This is a genomic window from Micromonospora mangrovicola (assembly GCF_047200535.1).
In the GTDB taxonomy this organism is placed as follows: domain Bacteria; phylum Actinomycetota; class Actinomycetes; order Mycobacteriales; family Micromonosporaceae; genus Micromonospora.
Window position 1 is genome coordinate 1 of sequence record NZ_JBJZOG010000089.1, and the last position, 21,194, is coordinate 21,194.

Sequence of the window (21,194 nt, forward strand, 5' to 3'; positions counted from 1 at the left end):
TCTCGGTGATCCTGCGACGGACCCCTCCACGGCGGTCGACTCGATGATCAGGCCCAGATCACGTGGGTGACGACCATGGTGCCGTCGGCGAAGTGTCGGACGTAGGTGGAGTGCCGGTCGGTGCGCGAGCCGCTGACCATCCGGCCCCAGGATTCCGGCGAGTTGCCGACCGAGGCGGCGGCCGGTGAGGAGCCGACGGTGGTGGTCGAGTCGACGTGGGAGTAGATCGTGACCAGTTCGTCGTAGTCGTGCTGGTTGGGGTGCTGGTTGGTGCTGGGGTCGTTGGTGTAGTCCATGCAGGTGCCGAGGTTGGGATTGTTGAAGTTCTCGTCCTGGTGGTCCAGGCCGAAGGTGTGGCCGATCTCTTGGCAGGTGACGAGGTTGCGCCACGCCGGCGTGTTGTAGGTGGCGGTGTTGAAGTAGGTGTCGTTGAGCTTCACGGTGCCCTTGGTGATGTGGGTGCCGCCAGTGATCGAGATCGAGGCGATGCCGAGCCAGCCGTTGTTGCCGTAGGTGGAGTTGCAGACCTCGACCCGGCCGGTGACGCCCTTGCAGTTCTTCGGGTTGGTCGAGCCGGCCACGACGGTGGTGTCCAGGACGGTGGACTTGCTCCAGTCTGCGGAGGCGCCGGCGAGCGGGGAGTCCCACTGCGAGGTGACGTTGTCACCCAGCTTCAGCGTGAACGGGTTGGCGGTGCGGGCCCAGTGGTAGCCGCCCCAGCTGTGGTTCGCCTGGGCGGGCGACGGGAAAGCCAGCAGGGCGAGGGCGGCGGCGCCGGCAGCGGCCAGCAGTCTCTTGTGCATTCCAGCTCCTCTGGGAGTGCCGTTGGGGGTGGGCACGGCATTGACCCGGGTCACTTCATACGCCTGCCGCGACCAAGGTGGAAGCTTGCACAATGCAAGTTTTTCGCCCTGTGTGAATATGGACCACCGTCGAGGTCGATCTGGCCCGGTCGCGCGCTCCTGAGGTATCGGGCCGCTGCGCTCACCGGCAGCCGTCACGGGCCCGGCACGTCCTGCAGGCCCGGCGGGTCGCCCCGCGTACCCTGACGGACACGAAGGGGGCGCAGGTGGCAGAGCTGGGCAGACTCGAAGCGGTCGTCATGGACGTCCTCTGGCGGGCCGAGCAGCCCCTGCTGGTCAGAGACGTCCTCGACGCGCTGATCACCGACCGTTCCCTTGCCTACACGACCGTTCTCACCGTGCTGGACAACCTGCACCGCAAGGGCTGGGCCGCGCGCGAGAAGGACGGCAAGGCCTACCGCTACCGCCCCGCCGGCACCCGTGAGGAGATCACCGCCCGCACGCTGCGCCAGGTGCTCGAGACCAGTACCGACCCCGACCTGGTGCTTCTGCATTTCGCCAGGTCGGCCTCGGACCGGGAACTGCACATCCTCAAGCAGGTTCTCCACGAACGGGAGCCCGGCGCGTGAGCATCGCGCTGGCACTGGTCGCAGGTGTCGTGGTCGCCGCCTGGTGGGGTCCCGTCGCGCTGCGCTTCTGCTTCCGCCGCGTCGCTGACCCCGTCGCGGTGTTGCTCGGTTGGCTCGGGCTGCTCGTCGCCGTGGCGGTCACCTTCGGCCTGGCCGTCGCCGCGTTACTCGCTCCGGGCACCGCGCACGACTGGGCGCTGCATGACCTCGTCCAGCTCTGTTGGCACTGGGCACAGCCCAGCCGCCCGTCCGCCCTCGATGACGTCCTCGGAGTGGCCGGCGTTCTGATCATGATCGCGGTGCTCACGAAGTTCGCCGCCTCGTGTGCGGGCCGCGCACGAACGGCATATCGCGCCCGGCGCGCGCACGCGGATCTGCTGACGCTCTCCGGCGGCGGCGGGGCTGGGCCGGGTGACGCAGCCGTGCTGTGGATCCCTCACCCGACCCCCTTGGCGTACAGCCTCGGCGGGGCCGGCGGGATGACCGTGCTCGCCAGCTGTACGCGGAACCTGCCGGCAGATCAGTTCGCCGCGGTGCTGAGCCACGAGCGGGCTCACCTGCGCGAGCGCCACCACGTGCTGGTGTCCGCGGTGGAAGGGCTTGCGTCAGCCGTCCCGTGGCTGCCGCTGGCCCGGGAAGCGCCCGCAGCCGTCCGCCTGCTGGTCGAGCTGCGTGCGGACACCGCGGCCGTACGGGAGTGCGGCCTGACGGCCGTGCAAGGTGCCCTCCTGAGCTTCGCCGGTGCGCCGCACCCGCCGTCTGCGCTGTCGATGGCTGGCGGAGAGGTGGGAATCCGGCTGCAGCGCCTGCAGTTGCGGACCCCACCCGGCCGCGTTCTTGCGACGCGGGCCGCGTTCGCCCTGGCCGCCCTCGGAGCGCCGATGGGCGTCGGCATGCTCGCCGCGGTCATCACCTGTCTCTAGGCGGCAGGGCGAGCTCTCCTGCCGTGCGCGAACGGCCGTCAGCCGGCGAGCCCCCCGGCTTCGCGGCCGTTGCTGGTCAGGTGCGCGCGTAACTGGTCGTCAGTGGGCTCGACCAGGAAGCTCCCGTCCGGCCACACGAGGGTGGGAATGCGGCGCTGCCCCTGCTGCAGACCACGGATCAGGTCCGAGGCGGCCTGCTCGACCTCGACGTCGACGTACACATAGGGGATGCGAGCAGCGTCGAGCAGGGCTCGGCTGCGTCGGACGTCGGGGCACCAGCCGGCGCCGTACACGACGAGCTCATCGTAGCGAGCAAGATTGTTGACGGTCATCTCGGTCTCCTCGTCGCCGGGACGTACGGTAAGGCCGCATCCCCAGGGCACCAGACGGTGCGGTGGGGATGCGGGACGCCGTTGGGCCCGTCCGCGCGCCGGTAGCCGGCCCGCTGCACGGCCGCGCGGACCTCGGCGGTGTCCAGCGGCTCCTCGCCGTGAACGGTGATGGTACCTGCGGCCACCTCGGCCTGGACGTCGATCACGCCGGCGATCTCGGAGACGCGCCCGGCGACCTTCGTGGCGCAGCCGCCGCAGGTCATGCCGGACGCCTGGTAGGTGCTTCGGGCGTCGGTGCTGGTGTCTCCGGCCGCAGGGGCGCTGTCGATCGTGACGGTGCCGCAGCCGTGGCTCGATTCATTGCCGCCCATCTTGGTCCTCGATGTCGCAGACGATGTCGTGACGGCGTGCAAGGTCTGTCCGGGCGACGGCCCGCACTGCCGGCCGGCGGGTCTGAAGATACCCCTCACCGGTATCGATCCTCAAGGCTTCGGCAGATCTTGGCGCTGTCGGCGGATGTCGGCGGATCACTTGACGGCAGATACGGGTGGGGGGTATACCTTCCTCACTACCCATACCCCCTAGGGGTACTTTAAGGAGTGATCACGGTGTCATCCGGTTCCAAGCGCTGGTGGGCTCTCGGACTCATCGCCCTGGCCCAGTTCATGGTCATCATGGACACGTCGATCATCGGAGTGGCGCTACCACGCATCCAGGTGGACCTCGGTTTCTCACCCGAGAACCTGTCCTGGGTGTTCAACGCCTACGTGGTCGCGTTCGGCGGCCTGCTGCTGCTCGGCGGCCGGCTGTCCGACCTGCTCGGCGCACGGCGCATGTTCGCCGCCGGCTGGCTCGTCCTGCTCGTCGGCTCGGCCGTCGCCGGTACGGCCGACAGTGTCGCGGTCGAACTGGCCGCCCGCGCCGTGCAGGGAGCCGGTGCGGCGCTGATCGCCCCGTCGGCTCTCACCCTGTTGATGATGCTCTTCGGCCACGAGCCCAGGGACCTTACCCGGGCGCTCGCCCTGTACGGCGCAGCAGCGCCGGCCGGCGGAACCGCCGGCGTCTTCCTCGGTGGCGTCATCACCGAATACCTCAGCTGGCCCTGGGTCTTCTACATCAACGTCCCCCTCGCCGCCCTCGCGCTGCTGGCCACCCCGGCCCTCATGCCCACCGGGGGTACCCGCCGTGGCTCGCTGGACATCCTCGGCGCCCTCACGGTCACCGTCGGTCTCGGCGCCGCCGTCTACGGCGTCGTCCGTGCCCCCGAGGTCGGCTGGGCCTCCGGGCAGACCTGGCTGGTCCTCGCCGGCGCCGTCGTCGCCCTGGCCGCGTTCGTCGCCATCCAGGCGGCCCGCCGGGAGCCGCTGATGCGGCTGTCCATCTTCCGCGCCCCCGACCTCGCCGCCGCCAACGTCGCCCAACTGCTACTCGGCGCGGCATGGATCCCGATGTGGTTCTTCCTCAACCTCTACCTGCAGCAGGTCCTCGGCTACAGCGCCTTCCCCAGCGGTGCCGCGCTGCTGCCGATGACCATCCTCATCATGATCGGCATGATCGCGCTCGCCCCGCGGGCCATCGCCCGGTTCGGCCCGAAACCCATGGCGGTCACCGGCCTCGCGATCCTGGCCGTCGGACTCGGCTGGCTCGCCCTGGTCCGCCCCGACGGCGCCTTCACCACCGACGTCCTGCCCGCGTCGCTGATCGCCGCGCTGGGCATGTCCCTGGCGTTCATCCCCTCACTCGGCACGGCCATCTCCAGCGCCCGACCCGAGGAGGGCGGCCTCGCCTCCGGCATCGTCAACACCAGCTACCAGGTCGGCTCGGCGCTCGGCCTGGCCGCGATGACCGCCGTCGCCTCCGCCGCCGGCGCCGACCAACTCGGTGACCTGCCCGCCCTCACCGACGGCTACTCCGCCGCCTTCCTCGGCGCGGGAATCATCGCCGTCGCCGGCGCCATCACCGCCGGACTCACGCTGCGTACCGCCCGGCCGCAGCCAGCCGACGACGCCGAACCGGTGAAAGCCGGCTGATCCGTCCGACAAGGAGCGGGGCCAGATCGCTGGAGGACAGTGACGCCCCGCGCCTCGTCGGCTGGCGGGGTAGCCAGGCTCTGGCCGCCCCGCCGGCGCCGACGAGCACCTGTCGGACGTCGGGCAGCCATCGTGCGGCGAGCCGAGATCCCGTTGCCGGTGACGTCAGGGGAGCCCGGTGGGTCCGGGTCCTAGGTCTCGGAGTTGACGAGGATCGCGGTGGCGAGCAGGACAGCCATCATCAGGCACGCCTCGATCACGACCGTGCGCCGCAGCTGGTGCATGCCGTCCGCGCCGCGGTCGTTCAGGCGTGGCACCACGCGCCTGTTGTTGTAGAGCCCGACGAGCGCGACCACCGCCACCAGAGCGACCTTGACGAGGAGCATCTGTCCCCACCTGGTCGTCACCAGATGCGTTGGCCGATCGAGGATCAGCAGCGCAAGCCACGCGCCGGCCACGCCGGTGAGCGCGACCGCGGCGCTGGCCGGGACGGAGAACCGGACGGCCATCTCGGCGGCCCCGGTGGCTACCCCCGAGCGGGCTCTGCCCAACAGCAGAACGGCCAGGAGGAGAACACCTCCGACCCACACTGCGGCGGCGATGGTGTGGGTGAAGTCCGCCACCACAACGGCCGCCCGAGGCGTGGTGGTGACGGTGTGCCCGTCGAGCAGAAAAGAACCCAGCAGCAGCGTCACCGTGACACCCAGCAGCACCGGCCGCACAGCCCGCGCTCGGACCCGTTCAGCGGCCGGGTCCGCCGGGTAGCCGTCGACCATCGTCGCGACGCTCCGTGCAGAGGTGGGGATCGCGGCGACGGTCGGTACGGAATGCCGCCCGACGGCATGCCGGCCCCTGATCAGCGCCGCTTCAAGAGAGCCCGACGCGAGCAGGCCGGCCGCACCGGCGAACCTCAGGAGCAGGCCGGCGGCCACCGGCGTCTGGGCGAGAGCCGCCAACGCGGAGGCGCTCGCCCCCGAGGCGAAGGTGCCCAGCTCGCTGAACGCCGCTGCCAGCGAGACCAGTTCCAGCACCGCACCAACCGCCACGGCCAGCCCCGATGTCCGTACCCAAACCTGGACCACCCGGATGTCGCTGCGTGTGCCCACCAGAGTGGTCAGGGCGAATACCAGACCACCGGCACCGAGCAGGATCGCACCGTAGGAAAGCCAACGCCCAAAGGTTCCGACGAAGCCCACGGACTCCTGTTCCGCATCGACCCCGTGCTCGCTCTCATGACTCATCCGAGGCGCCGGGGGCTGGCTCGAAGCGCCGTCCCCGACGTGGCCATCAGGGCTGGCCGTCGCCTGCGGCGTGGCGGTTCCGCCATGGGTCGCCGGCGGCGTGGCCACCGTGAAGATGATGGTGCCGGTCAACGGGTGCGCGTCCGGAGCGGCGACGCTCCACCGCAACTCGAACGTCCCGTCGGCCAGGGGAGTGTCCGGGTGCACCACCCACGTACGCCCGCCATCAGGGGAATCACTCGTAGCCGGCACGGCGACACCCCCGCCGTCCGAGAGCTTGAACCCGGCGCCGGTGGGCGTGCCGGCGGCGCTGAACCTCAGCCGAACCTCCCGAACTGGGCCATCGAGGCGCGCACCATCAGTCGGAACAGCCTCCACAAGCTTGAAGTGCGCGGCCGCTGGAGAGGCAAACATGAACGCCGTGACGAGAGCAGGCAGCAGCGCCAGCCAGACACGCAGCACCCAGCTCGCGCCGTGGCGTATCGATGACCCGAGCCGAGGAGGGCTGGACGGATGCTCAGCCGGGGCCCGGCTGTCCTGTCTTGTGTCTGGCGCGGTACCGGTGACGCTGGCTTCGAGGGTGTGTGGGGTGGTGCACCCACAGGTCCTGCCTGTTGCGGTCGCCATCCCAGGGAACCTACTATCCGTCGATAGTAGCGGCGTGGCGGGATTCCCTGATCGCGCCCCGGGCCGGTTGCGGCCAGGATCCCTACCCCGCGCCTCCAGCGCAGGGCTGCCTGCCGACCGACGCGGCGCAGGCGATCCGGTCGCTGAGTGGGTGTGCCAGCATCGCCGGCCGCATGGCAGGAAAGCGTACGAGGGTACAGCGGCCGTGAGCTGACCCACGTCCCTCGCGAGATGGCGAGGCCGCTCCGTGCCCTCGCCCGTGCCGGCTTCATCCCGGGCACGGTGAGCGCGGCAGCGGCAGCAGCGACCACCATCCGTTGGGGGTCCGGTGTGAGATCCATCGCCCGTGGGAAGGCCCGGGTGAGCCCGAGACGTTGTCCGGCACATGCCGGAGACGGATGTGGTGGTTATCGGTGCCGGGCAGGCTGGGCTGTCCAGTGCGTATCACCTGCGCTCCGCTGGTCTTGACTTCGCAGTCCTGGACGCCAACCCGGTGCCCGGCGGGGCCTGGCAGCACCGATGGCCGACGCTGCGCATGGCGACCGTGCACCGAATCTTCGACCTGCCCGGCATGCATTTCACCCCTCCGCCGCCGGACGAGCCAGCTTCCGAAGCGGTGCCGGCCTACTTCGCCGCCTTCGAGAGGGAATTCGGCATCGACGTGCAGCGGCCGGTCGCCGTCACAGCCGTCCGGAACGCCGGGGACGGACGCCTCGTCGTCGAATCCGACAGCAGTACCTGGACCACCCGTGCACTGATCAACGCCACTGGAACATGGACCCGGCCCTTCGTGCCGTACTACCCGGGACAAGGAATGTTCAATGGGCAGCAGCTGCACACCGCCCACTACCGGGGACCGACGGAGTTCGCCGGCAAGCGGGTGGTTGTCGTCGGGGGCGGAGCGTCGGCCGTGCAGCTCCTGGTCGAGATCGCCGGCGTGGCAGCGACGACGACCTGGGTCACCCGCCGTCCGCCAGTGTTCCGGGACGGACCGTTCACGCCGGACTACGGACGCGAGGTGGTCGCCAAGGTGGAGGCGCGGGTACGGGCCGGCCTGCCCCCCGGAAGCATCGCCAGCGCGACCGAGCTGGCGTGGACACCGCAGCTGCGCGAAGCCCGGGAACGCGGTCTCCTCCTACGCCGGCCGATGTTCGACCGGATCGTCCCCGACGGCGTCCAGTGGCGCGACGGCGTGGTACGGGAGGCGGACGTCATCCTCTGGTGCACCGGCTTCCGGCCGGCGCTCGACCACCTGGCCCCGCTGCGGCTGCGGGGGCCTCGCGGCGGCATCGCCGTCGACGGCACCCGGGTGGTCGCCGACCCCCGGATCCACCTGGTCGGCTACGGGCCGTCCGCGAGCACGGTCGGCGCGAACCGCGCCGGTCGGGCAGCCATCCGCGAGCTGCGCGCGTTTCTGGCGGCGCCCGCCGCAGCTTGACCGTACGGCCACGTCGATGCCGTCCTGCCGGGGTCCGGCAGCGGATGGTGTATCCCTCTACCGGGCGACGGCTGCGACGCCGTCGACTTCGATGCGTACGCCCTCGCGGACGAGTTTCGTGATGACCGTTGTGCGGGCCGGCAGCACCGGGCTTTCCGCGAAGTAGTCCCGGTATACGCGGTTGAAGGTGGCGAGGTTGCGCCCGTCGTCGAGGTAGCAGGTGCACTTGACGATGAGGTTCTTGCTGCTGCCTGCTGCCTCTAGCACCGCGACGAGGTTGTCCAGAACCTGCCGCACCTGGTCGGCGAAGTCGTCCGGTATCACGTGGGTGACGGGGTCGAGGGGGCCTTGTCCGGAGGTGAAGACCAGGTCGCCCACGGTGACGGCCTGGGACAGCGGTGGCTCGCTGCCGTCCGGGAAGCGTACGAACGGCGCGTTCTCGGTGTGAATGGCGTTGATCACGCCTGTCATCATCACGCATCGCGGCGCACGGCCGGGGGACAGCCACCGCCTGACCGTCCGGCAAGGGCCCGCCCGGAGGCGAGCCCTTGCCGGCCAAGCGCACCGGCTGGCCGAAGTCGCGCAGAAACGGCAGGGTGGTGATCCGGCGACGGCGTCGAGGTTGAGGTGGGCCGGCCGGTGGATCGCTCCTCAGCAGAACGGGAAGCGTCGGATGACCGCAGTCGCCTACGAGCGACTCAGTGCTGGTCTGCGGCCTGGTACTTCTCGTCGCTGACCGGTTCGAGCCAGGTGGTGGGGTCGCCGCCGTCGGGAAGGTTCTCGAGCATGGCGAGGTGACTCATGAAGGTGTCGGCGGTGGCGCCGTGCCAGTGTTCCTCGCCGGGCGGGCAGAGGACGGTGTCGCCGGGGCGCACGCGCACGACTTCTCCGTCGCGGGTTCCGACCAGGCCGATGCCGTCGGTGACGTGGAGGGTCTGGCCGACGGCGTGGGAGTGCCAGTTGGTGCGGGCGCCGGGGGTGAAGCGGACGAGGGCGACGACCATCCGCGAGGGCTCCTGCCCCTGGTAGACCGGAGTGACGTAGACGTCGCCGGAGAACGTCTGCGCGGGTCCTTTCGCGGTCGGGCTGATCGGTCGCAATTCCATGTGATTCTCCTCTAGCTCGTGGTCGCGGTCAGGGGCGCAGGAGGGTCTTGATGGCGCGACGTTCGTCCATCGCGCGGTATCCCTCGGCGGCCTGGTCGAGTGGCAGGGTGAGGTCGAAGACCTTGCCGGGGTCGATCTGCCGGTTCCAGATCAGGTCGATGAGTTCGGGCAGGAAGCGGCGTACCGGGGCGGGTCCGCCGTGCAGGTGGACGTGGGAGTAGAACAGCTCCTCGCCGGGGAGTTCGACGCCGTGGGTCACGCCGACGTAGCCGACGTGACCGCCGGGGCGGGTGGCGCGGATGGACTGCATGATTGCTTCCTGGGTGCCGACGGCTTCGATGACCGAGTGTGCGCCGAGCCCGCCGGTGAGTTCCTTGATGCGGGCGACGCCTTCATCCCCGCGTTCGGTGACGATGTGGGTGGCACCGAACTCGGCGGCGAGCTTCTGCCGGGGCTCGTGGCGGCTCATCGCGATGATGCGTTCCGCGCCGAGGTGCTTGGCTGCCAGGACGGCGAGCAGGCCGACCGCTCCGTCACCGACGACCGCGACGGTCTTGCCCGGCCGAACGTCGGCGGCGACAGCGCCGAACCAGCCGGTGCCGAGCACGTCGGAGGCGGCGAGCAGGCTCGGCACGAGGTCGTCGGAGGGGAGGTCCGGGGTGGCGACCAGGGTGCCGTCGGCGAGCGGAACGCGCAGCAGTTCGGCCTGCGCCCCACCGGCCCCGACGTACTCGCGGTGCACGCACGAGCTCTGGTAGCCGGCCTGGCAGATTTCGCAGGTGTTGTCGGAGGCGAAGAAGGAGCCGATGACGAACTGCCCCGGCCTGATGGTCTTCACCTCGGAGCCGATCTCTTCGACGACGCCGACGTACTCGTGGCCCATCGGGGCCGGCCCGGTGACGGCTTCGATGCCCCGGTAGGGCCACAGGTCGGAGCCGCACACGCAGGTGGTGGTCACCCGGATGATCGCGTCGGTCGGTGTGGTGATTTTCGGGTCGTCGCGTTGCTCGACGCGGATGTCCCGAGGGGCGTGCAGGACGGTTCCTCGCATGGTTGTGCATCCCTTTCAGGTTCTCGTGGCGCCTGGGCCGGGTGGTCCGGTTCAGGCCCGGAGGTGGATCCCGTGTGCGCGGAAGACGCTGGGTGGTGACTGCGGTCAGTCGCCGCGGAGGACGCGCCTGGCGACTGCCATCGCGGACATGGCCTTCGGCCAGCCGGCGTAGAAGGCCAGGTGGGTGATGGCTTCGATGAGTTCCTCCTCGGTCGCGCCGTTCTGCTTGGCGAGGTCGAGGTGGTAGTTGAGTTGCTCGGCGTTTCCGGCGGCGGTCAGGGCCGCGACGGTGATGAGGCTGCACTCCTTCGGCGTCAACTGAGGCCGCGTCCAGACCTGGCCGAACAGCACGTCGTCGGTGAAGCCGACGAATGCGGGAGCGAAGTCGCCGAAGGCTTGCTGCGCTCCCGACTGCTCCTTGTCGTCTGCCATGTTCGCTTCCTTTCGTTGCTCGGGACGGGTTGTCTGCGCGGTCGCGGCGGCGGGGTTGTGCTCGTGCCGTCACGCCTGAGCTGCGGGCCTAGCCGGCGGAGGTGATGGTGACGGTCAGGCCTCCTTCAGCGCGGGTGAAGGTGTTGATGTCGGCGTCGATGTGGCCGAGCTTGACCAGGCCGCGGGCGTAGCCGAAGTCGCGATAGAAGATGGCGAGGTTGCCCCAGGGCGCGTAGTAGGTGATGTCACCGATGTCGGGGTCGACGCCCTCGGGCGAGCTGGCCGTGGACAGGCGCGTCGGCAGGTTGCTGACCTTCTCGGTGCCGGCGTAGTCGGTGAGGGTGAGCGTCAGCGGAAGCAGGGCGGCGAAGTCCCGGCTGGCCTGGCTGTTCTCCAGGGTGGCGGGGATGACAGTGCCGCCGACGGCCAAGTGGATCTGCATCGATGCTGCCTCCGTGTCTCCAGGTGAGCCTGGTGTCGTCACTGGGGTTGGTTCTTCGCTCGCAGTCGTGCCGGTACGCGTCCCAGAGCCTGATCCGGGATTGCCGCCCTCCGCTGCGCATGCCAGCGGCCCGGTGATGACGACCAGGCCGAGCAGGAGCACTCGATAGCTGCCCAGGCGCCGCCGCTGCCGCCTTGGCTGGGCTATCCGGATACGGCTGTTCATTGGCTCGTCCCCAGTTGGCGCCGTGCGAGCGCGACGGTGGTGAGGAGGGCAGCGACGACCGCAAGTGCGGCATAGCCGGCAGCGATGTGGATGAGGTCGGAGTGGGCGGACAAGCGTCCGGCGATCAGGCTCGGGATCGCGGCGCCGCCGTACGAGATGAGGTAGACAGTGGCGAGCAGCCCGGCCCGCTGCCCGGCCGAGATGCGGGCGAGCATGGCCCGCATACTGCCGGTGAAGGCGGCGCCCTGCGCCGCTCCCGCAACGAGACCCGCGAGGATGACCGGCACGACGGCGCCGGCTCGCAGGCTGAGGACGATGCCGACCACCGCCAGGGCGAAGACCGCAATCCCAGCTCGTTGGGCGGCCACCGGTGGCATCCGTCCGGTGAGCGGCCCACCGACGGCGTTGGGTGCCATGAACGAGGCGAAGACGGCCGCGGTGATCAGAGTGTTGGTGGTGCCGAGGTCGTCGGAGGCGACAGCGGGGCTGAACGCCTGGTAGAAGCCGCCGAGCGCCCAGGTGGCCACGAACACGGCAGCGGCGGCGGGCAGCAGTGGCCGGATCTCGGCGGGGACGGCCACGCGCGGCCGCAATGAGTTGATCACGCCTCCGGAACGCGTGACGGTCTCCGGGCTCAGCAGGATCAGCACCGCGCAGACCACGAGCAGAGCGACGGTCAGCAGGTAGACGAGCTGGCGGGGGGTGGGCCCGTACTGCACCAGAGCACCGGACCCGAGTGCGCCGATGGTCAGCCCCACCAGCGGTGCGCCGGCGGTGGTGGCGGCACCGAGCCAGCGGGGACGCTCCGGCGCGGTGTCGACCGCGTAGCTCGCCAGCGCGGTGGAAGCCAGCCCGCAGGCGATGCCCTGCAGGACGCGTCCGGCGGCGAGCGTGCCGACGGCGTGCACGTCGAGCAGGGCCAGGCAGCCGGCGGCGGCCACCGCCACGGCGGCCACACTGATCACGCGGCGCCCGAGGTGGTCGGACAGTCGCCCGAGCACCAGCAGGGTGACCATGACGGCGCCGAAATAGGCCACCGCTGCCAGAGACAGATCTGCGGTGGTCAGGCCATCGGCCTCGCGGTACCGCTCGTACAGGGGGATCGGAGTGCCCGACGCCGCAAACACCGCTACCAGGGACACTGCGGCCCCGAAGAATCCGAGGCTCCTACGCGTCGTTTGTCCGGGTGTGGCGACAGGCGGCCTGTGCCTGGTGGCGGCTCCCATGAACGCTCCTGAGACCTCTTGATGTCGGTGTGAACTCGTGTGGCCGGTGCCGAAGCGCCGCCTCGGGGTGCTGCTTCAGCCCTCAACCAGGCTGGTGCCGTCTCCCCGGGCCAGTTGGCGGCCCCGCGCCTCAAGCGGGATATCACCCAGGCGGGATTATCATTCTCGATGAATGAGCCCAAACTGGTGCAGACCGGCATATGGGTGCAGGTCGAGGAATGTGGAGATCAGGGCCGGTCGAATCCTGGCCGGCTCATCGCCGGTCCACAGCACTCACATCCCGCTTCTCCCGCATAGATCGCTTAATTCCACTCGCACCGGCAATGAAACCCCCGCTGATCGGGGCACGGGAGGGTTTGGTGAAGCAGGTAATGACAGGACCCCTCTCGTGGCGGCGACCAGACGTAGCGTTGGCGCCGTGGACAACAGGGGGGAAATCCGCGAGTTCCTGGCCTCCCGGCGAGCCAGGATCACCCCGCAGCAGGCCGGCCTGCCGCAATTCGGCGGCACCCGACGAGTTCCCGGCCTGCGGCGCGCCGAGGTCGCGCTGCTTGCCGGAGTCAGCCCGGACTACTACACCCGTCTGGAACGCGGAAACCTGACCGGCGTCTCCGACGGCGTCCTCGAAGCCATCGCCCGGGCGCTGCAGCTCGACGAAGCCGAGCGCTCCCACCTGTTCGACCTCGCCCGGGCCGCGAACACCGCCCCCTCGCGTACCCGCCGCCGGACCAGCGGGCAGCAGGTCCGTCCCAGCGTGCAGAGCCTGCTCGACTCGATGACCGACGCCCCCGCGTTCGTCCGAAACGGCCGCCTCGACATCCTCGCCGCCAACCGGCTCGCCCGGGCCCTGTACGCACCGGTGTTCGACACCCCGGCCCGGCCGGTCAACCTCGCCCGCTTCTGCTTCCTCGACCCGCGTGCCACCGAGTTCTACCCGGACTGGAACGACGCGGCGAACACCACCGTCGCGCTGCTGCGTACCGAAGCCGGCCGCGACCCGTACGACCGCGCCCTGACCGACCTGGTGGGGGAGCTGGCCACCCGCAGCGACGACTTCCGCACCCGGTGGGCGGCGCACGACGTACGGCTGCACCACACCGGGGTCAAGCAGTTCCGCCACCCCGTGGTCGGCGAGCTCACGCTTGGGTTCGAGGCCATGCCGCTGCCAGCCGACCACGGACTGACCATGACCGCATACAGCGCCGAACCCGGTACGCCGGCCCAGGACGCCCTGCGCCTGCTGGCCAGCTGGGCGGCAACCGTCGAGCCCACCGGCTCCGCCGCCACAGCCGACAGAACGTGAACGAGCTGAACGTACCCGTCATTGGATGGCCACTCCCGATGAGGCCGGGCCCCTCGACCAGGCAGCGCCCTCGTGAAGATTGAACACCCTGATATGGACCGTGGAGGGCCAGTTCCTAGGCCGTGGCGGTGCGCGACGCCGGATGCCGGGGGCCAGCGAGCAGCATGGCGGTGAGCAGCAATATCACTGCGGCGAGCTGTACGCCGGCGGCTGTTCGGGCACCGAGAGGCACGGTGGCGAAAATGGCGGCGGCGCCCGCAGCCCGGCTGGCGGTCAGGCCGAGGCCCAGGCCGAGCCGAGCCGCGCCCGTACCGATGAGGAAGAGGGCCACGCCGCCGGCGAGGGCGAGCGCGGCAGCGGAGCCGGCCGGGGCATCGGGATGCGCGACAGTGGCGTGGATCCCTGTGGCGGCGACGACGACGCCGACGAGCAGCAGGTAATGGGGCAGGACGTAGGTGCGGGCGGCGAGGTGGGTGCGGGCGCGCGGGTCCGCGGCGTCGAGAATCCGTTCGGCGTCCCGGGTGTCGGTGAAGTAGGTCCACCACAGGGCGGCGGGCAGGGCGAGAGCCATGACGACCGCAGCCGTGGTAGCGGGCGTGAGGTGATGGACGTCGACGCCGGCGCCGATGGCGACGACGGATTCGCCCAGCGCCACGATGACGAGCAGGCCATGGCGTTCCACGAGGTGGCCGGCCGCCACCTCGTAGCTGCCGGCAACGCGAATCCAGGAGTGTCCCGGCGTCACGTACGGCAGGGCGGACTGGACGAGCGCGGCAGCGACCCAGAGCGCGTAGCCGGCGGGGCCGGTGACGAACGCGGCGAGAGCGATGAGCAGCACCGCGCCCAGGTTGTAGGGGGCGAGACGGAGCGCAGCGAGGCGGGCCTGCGAGCGGCCGAACATGGCCAGGTGAACCACGGTGAGAACGAGAAATCCGACAGCGAAGAGCGACCCGGTGTCGGTGAACACGGCAGGGATGGCGACGCTCGTGAGCAGGAAACCGGCCATGCCGGCGAAGAGCGAAATCTTCTGGGCGGGACGTCGGGGTGGCAACTGGTTGGTCAGCCAGGCGTAGCCGGTGTAGGGGTACCAGAGCAGTCCGAGAACGAGCAGGACACGGCCGAGACCGGCCCACGTCAGGTCGCGATCGAGGACGCCGGTGAGCTGAGTGACCGTGAAGACGAACACGACGTCGAAGAAGATCTCGACGGTGGTGACCCGACCGGCGGGCTCCGGGCGGGAATCGGTCGGGCTCATGGAATTGCAGGCTACTGTGCGTCGACTGCGTCCGAGCCGTGGCAGGCGAAATCCGGCGGCGTGCACCGGCCACGGTCGCTGCTCGAGGGCACCTGTGTATCCGGCAGATGACAGACGTCCGTCGTGAAAGCAGAGAGGAGCCACGAACCCGGCAGCTGCCGTGGCAACCGGCAGCGCAAGGAAGGGCAGCCGAGAATTCGGCTCGAACACGAACCACAGGAAGGCACCAGCGTTCGGCTGAGGCAGCTCCTCCCGCCAGGAGGCCGCAGCCGAGCAGCGGCGGCGCGTACGACGTTGCCGAGGGCGACGAAGGCGTTCCGGCACCACCAGAGCAGCGCCGCCACCACCGCACCGGCGGCCAGCTCCGGCACGGTCAGGTTGCGGGCAACGAGCCCGGTGACGTTGAGGAAGCCGAAGGCGAAGATCAGGTCGTAGAACAGCTCCAGCCGGGTCACACGACTGCCTGGGGCCACCGGCATGAGCCACCGCGATCGACGGAGACGCGGCGGAGTGCTCACCCGGCCAGCCTGCTCAATTCTCGGGAGCCAGACCCGGCTTTGCCGGCTTCCGCCTCCGGCGTCGCCGGAGGCGGAGACACGGGCCCGACCGAGCCACGGCCAGACCAGGACGAGCCGGCCGGCGGCGGGCGCGGCGGCGAAAGCACGGTTGTCGCGGTGTGCGGCCGCCCGAGCCGGGTACGCCCGGAGTCCGCGAGCGGCGCAGTGGGAGGTGCGATGAGCGAGGGGACCGGCCGACCGCGATCGGACGGGCGGCAGGCCAGCCCGACCGAGCGGCTGGCGGAGGACGTGGCCGACGTCGTCCGCGAGGAGGCGCGGGCCGTCCGCGCTCAGGTGACCGACGCGGCCCGCCCGGCCGGTGTGGGCATCGTCCTGCTGGCCGCCGCTGGCGGCTGCCTGGTGCTCGGCGCCGGAGCGGCGTCGACCGCCGTGCTGCGTGTGCTGGAGACGGTGCTGCCGCGCCGGCTGGCCGCCGCCGGCCTCAGCGCCGGGTACCTGGTCACGGCCGTGTTGCTGGGACGGGTGGGCCTGGCCCGGTTGCGGGCGGCCGGGGGCACCTCGGCGCGGCTCGCAGACGAGGTGCGGGACATGGTCGCGGGCACCGCTGGCCGGGTGCTGCCCGCCGGCGCCGACGCCGCCCGTGACGAACTGGGCCACTGACAGCCGCCAGGAACACGGGAGAACGCCATGCTGGGCAAGCACGAGCAGGCCGAGGAGATGCGCGACGACCGGCTGTCTACGCGTGGTCTGGACCTGGTTCGACGGTGTCGTCCGAGGTTGTGCCGGGTCTGGTGTGGAGAACTTCGCGGGCCTGTTCGGCGGCGCGGGTGATGCACTCGCTGATGAAGTCGAGGAAGCGGGCGATGCTCTCCAGGCGGATGGCGGCGGGGGTGTGGGGGCCGAGGATGGCGACGCCCTGGCGTGCGGTTTCGACGAGTTGGTCGTTGGATCGAGCGCTGGCGATCGTCGCCTGGTAGAAGAGTTCGTCGTCGACGACGTAGCGGTCGCGGCGGCGTTCGTCGCGCTCTCGGCGGACGAGGCTCTGGCTCTCCAGGAAGGCGATCGCTTTGGAGATGGACGCCGGGCTGACCTGGAGGCGCTGGGCGAGTTGGGACGCGGTGAGGCTGCCCGCGTCGGTGGTGAACAGGCAGGTCAGCACCCGGGCCGTCATCTTGGTCAGGCCCGAAGCCATGAGGACGGTGGTGAACGTCTCCTCGTACTCGGCCACGGCCTCGGCGTCGCGCCCGTGCGGCTGGGGGACTGACTCCGGCCCTCGGGAGGAGGCGGGCCTGCGCCGGTGGGCGCGGCGTTCGGTGGCGCGCTGGGCGAGGTCGGCGCGGTAGGCGGTGGGGCCGCCGTTGCGCATCACCTCACGCGTGATCGTCGAGGTCGGACGGTCGAGGCGCCGGGCGATCTCGGCGTAGGGGAGGCTGTCGGCCAGCCCCAGCGCGATCTGCTGGCGTTCCTGCTGGGTGAGCCTGCCTCCCGGCATCGCGATCTCCTCGGTGATCCTTGACGGCGTTCCCTGATCCCTCCACTATAGCGTTCACTTCTCGCCCATTGCAATGATCAGGGCGAGGCTCGTTGCGTTGCGTTCAAAGCCGTTGCAACAGTTTTCCAAGCTCTAGCTGGAAATACGCAGAGTTCGTGCAACAGATGCGTTGCCGGGATTTGGAAAGCAACGTAGCGTTTCCGATGTCGGAAACAATGAGCGAGCACGGGAGAGCACGATGCAGAAGTTCGACACCCCCGCCCCGATCTCCGCCGTCCTGGACATCCCCGCCGGACGCATTCAGTTCATCGCCGCAGACCGCGTCGACACCACCGTCGAGGTCCTGCCCGCCAACCCCGCCAGGAGTCGCGACACCAAGACCGCTGAGCAGACCACGGTCGCCTACGTCGACGGCGTCCTGCGGATCCACACCCGCGGGCCCGGGAACCAGCTCGTCGGCGCCTCCGGATCCCTGGAGATCACCGTCCAGCTGCCCGCCGGCTCCCGCATCGAGGCCAAGGCCGCCAGCGCCGAACTCCGCGGCGTCGGACGCCTCGGCGACGTCGCCTTCGACGGCGCTTACCGCCATATCAAGGTCGACGAGGCCGCGAGCGTCCGCCTCACCGCGACCGACGGTGACGTCGAAATCGGCCGGCTCAATGGCCCCGCGGAGATCAGCACCGCAAGGGGCGACATCCGGATCACCGAGGCCGTGCGCGGCAGGGTCGTGCTCCGCACCCGGTCCGGCGACATCTCCGTCGCCGCCGCCGCTGGCGTCTCGGCCGCCCTGGACGCCGACACCGGCCACGGCCGCATCAGCAACGCCCTCAGAAACGACGGCACCGCCGAACTCGACATCCACGCCACCACCTCCCACGGCGACATCACCGCCCGCAGCCTCTGAGGGAGCAGATCCGGGCCATCCCGGCCGGGCCCACCGCGATCGAGATTCCGGTCGGCCGTCACCGACGACGCGGCCGTCCATCCCCAACGGCCTGCCATCCACGTGCAGCAGCCCAAGGCGCCCAACACGACCAGGAGAGATACATGACGCAGAACAGCACTTCCCCGACCAGTTTGAAGTGGACCGGCATGGTGCCGGTCGACGACACGGCCCTGGCCGTCAGCGACACCGGCGGTCCCGGTGTCCCGGTGGTCTACCTCAATGGCCAGTTCGCCACCCAGGGCTACTGGCGGCGGGTCATCGCCGCACTGGGGACGGGGTGGCGGCACATCACCTACGACGAGCGAGCCCGCGGCAGATCGAAGCGCTCGGCGGACTACTCCTTCGAGGCAGCCGTCCGGGACGTCGATGCCGTTCTCGCAGCCAGGGGTGTGGACCGGGCGCTGGTGGTGGGCTGGTCCTACGGGGCGGTCGTCGGGGCGCACTGGGCCAGCCGGAACCCGGAGCGTGCCGTGGGCGCGGTCCTGGTCGACGGCGCGTTCCCGTACGACTGGCTCGACGAGGCCATGGAGCGGCGGATCCGGAAGCTGTTCCGGCGAATGAGTTGGTTCCTGCCGCTGCTGCGCCCGACGGGCCTGGCCCCGCGGATGACCGCCGAACAGCAGGCGAACAGCAACATCGAGCTCGGCAGGCTCTCCCGCGAGCGCGAACTGGGACCCGTGCTGGACACCATCACCGTCCCGGTGCGGTACGTGGTCGCTTCAGGGACGTCGTTTGGAAGCCGCGGTGATGAGCAGGAGCGGATCCGTACCAGCCTCGATGCGGTGACCGCCCACAACCCGAACATCCAGATCGGCGCCAAGGTCGCCAGCAACCACGGTGCGATCCTCAAGAAGGACTTCCCGGCCATCGCCGAGGCCGTCCGCGAGGTCGCCGCCCTCGACCGCGGGGGGCGCTGACGACACGACCAGCGGACTGACGACAACTACGCCTCCTCGCCACCGTCGTCATCATCGACTGGGTCCGGGTCGCGCGGGGGCCGCAGACCTTCGCGCGGCACGGGCCGGGTGAACCGGGTGAAGCGGTAGCGGCCGAGCACGTTGCGGTTGCGGTGCTTGAGCGGAAAGCGCCGGGCGACATCCTCGCGATGTCGTCGCCCTGGGTGCGGAGCCGGGTGACGTGCCCGAAACGGCAAGGCCCACAGCGGATGACGCGCTGCGGGCCTTGCCGTGCTCGGGGACGGCGACTCCCGGTGGTCGCGGGCGCTCACCGTCGGTGGTCGTTCATCGGCCGCCGCTCTGCTGGACGGCGGGGATGAGCCGGTCTGGTGCTGGCGGAACGTCGCGACGCCCGGCGTCCAGGTCGGTGAGGTCTCCGGCGGCGTTGATGAGGCCGATGTGCGAGAACGCCTGCGGAAAGTTGCCCAACGCTTCCCCGCTGTACGGGTCGATCTGCTCGGCGTACAGGCCCACGTCGTTGACCCGGTCGGCGAGCCGCTCGAAAAGCTGCCCGGCCCGGTCGCGCTCGCCGGCCAGCGCCAGGCAGCTGACCAGCCAGAAGGAGCAGATCACAAAGCCGGCGGGGTCGCCCTCCCAGCGGCGCACCAGACCGTCGTGGGACAACCTCTCCTCGATCGCCCGGATGGTGGAACGCATTCTCGGATCGTCGGCGGAAAGGAAGCCGACCATCGGCATGAGCAGCACCGACGCATCCAGCTCATCGGTGTCGAAGGCAGCGGTGAAGGCCGTCAGCCGGTCGCTCCAGCCCCGGGCCAGCACGGCTCGTCGGACCTCGTCCCGTGCCGCTGTCCACCGGGCGATGTCCGCCTCTGAGCCCAGGCGGGAGCCGAAGCGTACGGCTCGGTCCAACGCCGTCCAGCACTGCACCTTCGATGACACGTAGTGGCGTTCGGCGTCGCGTGCCTCCCACATCCCGGCGTCCGGCAGGTGCCAGTCCCGCGCGGCCCGCTCGGTCATCGTTCGCAACAGCTGTCCGATGCCCGGCGGCATCGGGTCGAGGTACTGCCGCATCAGCCAGGCGGCGCTGAGCGGCTCACCGTGCACGTCGTTCTGCCGTTGTCGCCAGGCGTCGTTGCCCACCACCACCGGACGGCTGCCGGCGTAGCCGGACAGGTGCTCGAGGTCATGCTCGGTGAGGTCCCGTTCCCCCTCCACCCCGTACATGATCGGCACTATGCCCTCGTTCATGCCCATCGACTGGATCAACCACCCGACGTGCAGGTTGAGCTCGTCGGTGCAGCCCACCCGCCAGAGCGCCCCCAGCGTGAAGCTGAAGTCGCGCACCCAGGCGTAGCGGTAGTCGTAGTTGCGTTCGCCGCCCAACTCCTCGGGCAGGGACATCGTCGGGGCGGCCACCACTGCACCACTGGGCCGGTAGGTCATGCCCTGTACCACCAGCGCGCTGCGTCGTACCTGCTCCGGGTAGAGGCCACGGTAGTCGTGCAGGCCCATCCAGGAGCGCCAGCCCGCGACGGCGTTGTCGATCACCCGCTCGGCGTCGAGCACCGGCGGCGGGCCGGCATCGAAAGCCGGTGAGTACCCGAGCGTGAAGCGACACGTCTCGCCGGCCCGTACCGTGAACGACCCGAACGCCTCCCCGACCCCGCACACCAGTGGGATGGTCGCGCGCAGATCCAGCCGCGCGGATGCGGCGCTGGCGACCAACGCGTCGTCCTGCCGTACCAGTTGGGCGATCATCCGGCCGTACTCGAAGCGTGGTCGGTAGTGCAACCGCAGCGGGACTTCGCCGGAGAGCCCCTGCACCACCCGGGCCAGCAAACCGGGCGAGTGCAGACCGACCTCGTGGCCCCGCGCCCCCGGCTCCAGGGCCAACGCGTCGATCAGCGCCACGCTGCCGGTTTCGGTGGTGAAGACGGTACGAAGCACGAGCGTATCGGGCAGGAAGGCACGTTCCGTGCTGAACCTACCCGCAGGAGAGATCACCCAGTGCCCGGCGTCCTCATCGAGCAGGCGGGCGAACACCGACGGAGCGTCGAACCGCGCAGGACACCACCAGTTCACCGACCCGGCGCGGTCCACCAGCACCGCGCTGCGGCCGTCGGCCAGGAAGCCGTGCTCCGCGATCCGTCCGCACCCCATGGAACGGACTACCCGAGCGCAACGGAGTGACACCGCCACTCACGCCTCGAACTCAACAGAAGCGTGACAGCACACCCGGCTCCGGCCGCCGGACCGGT

At 70.2% G+C, this 21,194-nt stretch carries 22 protein-coding genes; 8 read left to right on the forward strand and 14 right to left on the reverse strand.

Going from position 1 to position 21,194, the window contains the following annotated elements; all coding sequences use genetic code 11:
- Positions 1 to 47 precede the first annotated feature (47 nt).
- Positions 48 to 803 (reverse strand): hypothetical protein, encoded by a 756-nt coding sequence (locus tag ACL02O_RS26420; RefSeq protein ID WP_412820866.1) that lies wholly within the window; start codon positions 801 to 803, stop codon positions 48 to 50.
- A 266-nt stretch (positions 804 to 1,069) separates the two neighbouring features.
- On the opposite strand from ACL02O_RS26420, the gene ACL02O_RS26425 reads away from it, so the two are divergent.
- Positions 1,070 to 1,432, forward strand: coding sequence for a BlaI/MecI/CopY family transcriptional regulator (locus ACL02O_RS26425; protein WP_412820867.1), 363 nt, complete (start codon positions 1,070 to 1,072; stop codon positions 1,430 to 1,432).
- The gene (locus ACL02O_RS26430; protein WP_412820868.1) at positions 1,429 to 2,355 is read left to right on the forward strand and encodes a M56 family metallopeptidase; all 927 of its coding nucleotides are present in this window, start codon (positions 1,429 to 1,431) and stop codon (positions 2,353 to 2,355) included. The genes ACL02O_RS26425 and ACL02O_RS26430 overlap by 4 nt, the downstream gene beginning before the upstream one ends.
- 38 nt (positions 2,356 to 2,393) lie before the next feature.
- On the opposite strand, the gene ACL02O_RS26435 is transcribed toward ACL02O_RS26430, so the two are convergent.
- Both ACL02O_RS26435 and ACL02O_RS26440 read right to left on the reverse strand, forming a co-directional pair.
- On the reverse strand, positions 2,394 to 2,687 hold the full coding sequence (locus ACL02O_RS26435; RefSeq protein ID WP_412820869.1) for a glutaredoxin domain-containing protein: 294 nt from the start codon (positions 2,685 to 2,687) through the stop codon (positions 2,394 to 2,396).
- Positions 2,684 to 3,100 carry a heavy-metal-associated domain-containing protein gene (locus ACL02O_RS26440; RefSeq protein WP_412820870.1) on the reverse strand — a complete coding sequence of 139 codons (417 nt, stop codon included), beginning with the start codon at positions 3,098 to 3,100 and terminating at the stop codon, positions 2,684 to 2,686. The genes ACL02O_RS26435 and ACL02O_RS26440 overlap by 4 nt, the downstream gene beginning before the upstream one ends.
- A 195-nt stretch (positions 3,101 to 3,295) precedes the next feature.
- Between ACL02O_RS26440 and ACL02O_RS26445 the strand changes: the two genes are divergently transcribed.
- A complete protein-coding gene (locus tag ACL02O_RS26445) occupies positions 3,296 to 4,717 on the forward strand; it encodes an MFS transporter (protein ID WP_412820871.1) in 1,422 nt (473 codons plus the stop codon).
- Between the two features lie 191 nt (positions 4,718 to 4,908).
- Here ACL02O_RS26445 and ACL02O_RS26450 read toward each other — a convergent pair whose 3' ends face one another.
- Entirely contained in the window at positions 4,909 to 6,420 is a 1,512-nt protein-coding gene (locus ACL02O_RS26450) for a CopD family protein (protein ID WP_412820872.1), read from the reverse strand.
- A gap of 550 nt (positions 6,421 to 6,970) precedes the next feature.
- Here ACL02O_RS26450 and ACL02O_RS26455 point away from each other — a divergent pair.
- Positions 6,971 to 8,023 carry an FAD-dependent oxidoreductase gene (locus tag ACL02O_RS26455; RefSeq protein WP_412820873.1) on the forward strand — a complete coding sequence of 351 codons (1,053 nt, stop codon included), beginning with the start codon at positions 6,971 to 6,973 and terminating at the stop codon, positions 8,021 to 8,023.
- Between the two features lie 57 nt (positions 8,024 to 8,080).
- Here ACL02O_RS26455 and ACL02O_RS26460 read toward each other — a convergent pair whose 3' ends face one another.
- The 6 genes from ACL02O_RS26460 to ACL02O_RS26485 all read right to left on the reverse strand — a co-directional run bounded on the left by ACL02O_RS26460 (position 8,081) and on the right by ACL02O_RS26485 (position 12,505).
- Positions 8,081 to 8,485 (reverse strand): RidA family protein, encoded by a 405-nt coding sequence (locus ACL02O_RS26460; protein ID WP_412820874.1) that lies wholly within the window; start codon positions 8,483 to 8,485, stop codon positions 8,081 to 8,083.
- 236 nt (positions 8,486 to 8,721) lie between these two features.
- Entirely contained in the window at positions 8,722 to 9,129 is a 408-nt protein-coding gene (locus ACL02O_RS26465; RefSeq protein ID WP_412820875.1) for a (R)-mandelonitrile lyase, read from the reverse strand.
- Positions 9,130 to 9,157: 28 nt separating this feature from the next.
- Positions 9,158 to 10,180: a zinc-dependent alcohol dehydrogenase family protein gene (locus tag ACL02O_RS26470; RefSeq protein WP_412820876.1), complete on the reverse strand. Its 1,023-nt coding sequence runs from the start codon at positions 10,178 to 10,180 to the stop codon at positions 9,158 to 9,160.
- 105 nt (positions 10,181 to 10,285) lie between these two features.
- Positions 10,286 to 10,612 (reverse strand): carboxymuconolactone decarboxylase family protein, encoded by a 327-nt coding sequence (locus ACL02O_RS26475; RefSeq protein WP_412820877.1) that lies wholly within the window; start codon positions 10,610 to 10,612, stop codon positions 10,286 to 10,288.
- 88 nt (positions 10,613 to 10,700) lie between these two features.
- Entirely contained in the window at positions 10,701 to 11,054 is a 354-nt protein-coding gene (locus ACL02O_RS26480; protein WP_412820878.1) for a cyclophilin-like fold protein, read from the reverse strand.
- A gap of 221 nt (positions 11,055 to 11,275) precedes the next feature.
- A complete protein-coding gene (locus ACL02O_RS26485) occupies positions 11,276 to 12,505 on the reverse strand; it encodes an MFS transporter (RefSeq protein WP_412820879.1) in 1,230 nt (409 codons plus the stop codon).
- A 418-nt stretch (positions 12,506 to 12,923) separates the two neighbouring features.
- Between ACL02O_RS26485 and ACL02O_RS26490 the strand changes: the two genes are divergently transcribed.
- Positions 12,924 to 13,808, forward strand: a complete 885-nt coding sequence (locus tag ACL02O_RS26490; RefSeq protein WP_412820880.1) for a helix-turn-helix domain-containing protein — start codon at positions 12,924 to 12,926, stop codon at positions 13,806 to 13,808.
- 115 nt (positions 13,809 to 13,923) lie between these two features.
- On the opposite strand, the gene ACL02O_RS26495 is transcribed toward ACL02O_RS26490, so the two are convergent.
- Positions 13,924 to 15,063, reverse strand: coding sequence for a low temperature requirement protein A (locus ACL02O_RS26495; RefSeq protein ID WP_412820881.1), 1,140 nt, complete (start codon positions 15,061 to 15,063; stop codon positions 13,924 to 13,926).
- An 11-nt stretch (positions 15,064 to 15,074) separates the two neighbouring features.
- Positions 15,075 to 15,518 (reverse strand): low temperature requirement protein A, encoded by a 444-nt coding sequence (locus ACL02O_RS26500; protein ID WP_412820882.1) that lies wholly within the window; start codon positions 15,516 to 15,518, stop codon positions 15,075 to 15,077.
- A 279-nt stretch (positions 15,519 to 15,797) separates the two neighbouring features.
- Between ACL02O_RS26500 and ACL02O_RS26505 the strand changes: the two genes are divergently transcribed.
- Positions 15,798 to 16,241, forward strand: coding sequence for a phage holin family protein (locus tag ACL02O_RS26505; RefSeq protein WP_412820883.1), 444 nt, complete (start codon positions 15,798 to 15,800; stop codon positions 16,239 to 16,241).
- A 76-nt stretch (positions 16,242 to 16,317) separates the two neighbouring features.
- On the opposite strand, the gene ACL02O_RS26510 is transcribed toward ACL02O_RS26505, so the two are convergent.
- Positions 16,318 to 17,073, reverse strand: coding sequence for a helix-turn-helix domain-containing protein (locus ACL02O_RS26510; protein ID WP_412820884.1), 756 nt, complete (start codon positions 17,071 to 17,073; stop codon positions 16,318 to 16,320).
- Positions 17,074 to 17,311: 238 nt separating this feature from the next.
- Between ACL02O_RS26510 and ACL02O_RS26515 the strand changes: the two genes are divergently transcribed.
- Positions 17,312 to 17,977 carry a DUF4097 family beta strand repeat-containing protein gene (locus ACL02O_RS26515; RefSeq protein WP_412820885.1) on the forward strand — a complete coding sequence of 222 codons (666 nt, stop codon included), beginning with the start codon at positions 17,312 to 17,314 and terminating at the stop codon, positions 17,975 to 17,977.
- Positions 17,978 to 18,120: 143 nt separating this feature from the next.
- Positions 18,121 to 18,936: an alpha/beta fold hydrolase gene (locus tag ACL02O_RS26520; RefSeq protein ID WP_412820886.1), complete on the forward strand. Its 816-nt coding sequence runs from the start codon at positions 18,121 to 18,123 to the stop codon at positions 18,934 to 18,936.
- 324 nt (positions 18,937 to 19,260) lie between these two features.
- Here the strand turns inward: ACL02O_RS26520 and ACL02O_RS26525 are convergent, their stop codons facing one another.
- Complete coding sequence (locus tag ACL02O_RS26525; RefSeq protein WP_412820887.1) at positions 19,261 to 21,096, reverse strand: glycoside hydrolase family 15 protein; 1,836 nt, start codon at positions 21,094 to 21,096, stop codon at positions 19,261 to 19,263.
- Positions 21,097 to 21,194: the final 98 nt, after the last annotated feature.

Excerpts from the sequence above, each read along its gene's own strand:
- ACL02O_RS26475 (WP_412820877.1), bottom strand. The coding sequence starts at position 10,612 with ATGGCAGACGACAAGGAGCAGTCGGGAGCGCAGCAAGCCTTCGGCGAC.
- ACL02O_RS26485 (WP_412820879.1), bottom strand. The coding sequence starts at position 12,505 with ATGGGAGCCGCCACCAGGCACAGGCCGCCTGTCGCCACACCCGGACAA.
- ACL02O_RS26525 (WP_412820887.1), bottom strand. The coding sequence starts at position 21,096 with ATGGGGTGCGGACGGATCGCGGAGCACGGCTTCCTGGCCGACGGCCGC.
- ACL02O_RS26480 (WP_412820878.1), bottom strand. The coding sequence starts at position 11,054 with ATGCAGATCCACTTGGCCGTCGGCGGCACTGTCATCCCCGCCACCCTG.
- ACL02O_RS26465 (WP_412820875.1), bottom strand. The coding sequence starts at position 9,129 with ATGGAATTGCGACCGATCAGCCCGACCGCGAAAGGACCCGCGCAGACG.
- ACL02O_RS26495 (WP_412820881.1), bottom strand. The coding sequence starts at position 15,063 with ATGAGCCCGACCGATTCCCGCCCGGAGCCCGCCGGTCGGGTCACCACC.
- ACL02O_RS26505 (WP_412820883.1), top strand. The coding sequence starts at position 15,798 with ATGAGCGAGGGGACCGGCCGACCGCGATCGGACGGGCGGCAGGCCAGC.
- ACL02O_RS26470 (WP_412820876.1), bottom strand. The coding sequence starts at position 10,180 with ATGCGAGGAACCGTCCTGCACGCCCCTCGGGACATCCGCGTCGAGCAA.
- ACL02O_RS26510 (WP_412820884.1), bottom strand. The coding sequence starts at position 17,073 with ATGCCGGGAGGCAGGCTCACCCAGCAGGAACGCCAGCAGATCGCGCTG.
- ACL02O_RS26455 (WP_412820873.1), top strand. The coding sequence starts at position 6,971 with ATGCCGGAGACGGATGTGGTGGTTATCGGTGCCGGGCAGGCTGGGCTG.
- ACL02O_RS26420 (WP_412820866.1), bottom strand. The coding sequence starts at position 803 with ATGCACAAGAGACTGCTGGCCGCTGCCGGCGCCGCCGCCCTCGCCCTG.
- ACL02O_RS26515 (WP_412820885.1), top strand. The coding sequence starts at position 17,312 with ATGCAGAAGTTCGACACCCCCGCCCCGATCTCCGCCGTCCTGGACATC.
- ACL02O_RS26435 (WP_412820869.1), bottom strand. The coding sequence starts at position 2,687 with ATGACCGTCAACAATCTTGCTCGCTACGATGAGCTCGTCGTGTACGGC.
- ACL02O_RS26520 (WP_412820886.1), top strand. The coding sequence starts at position 18,121 with ATGACGCAGAACAGCACTTCCCCGACCAGTTTGAAGTGGACCGGCATG.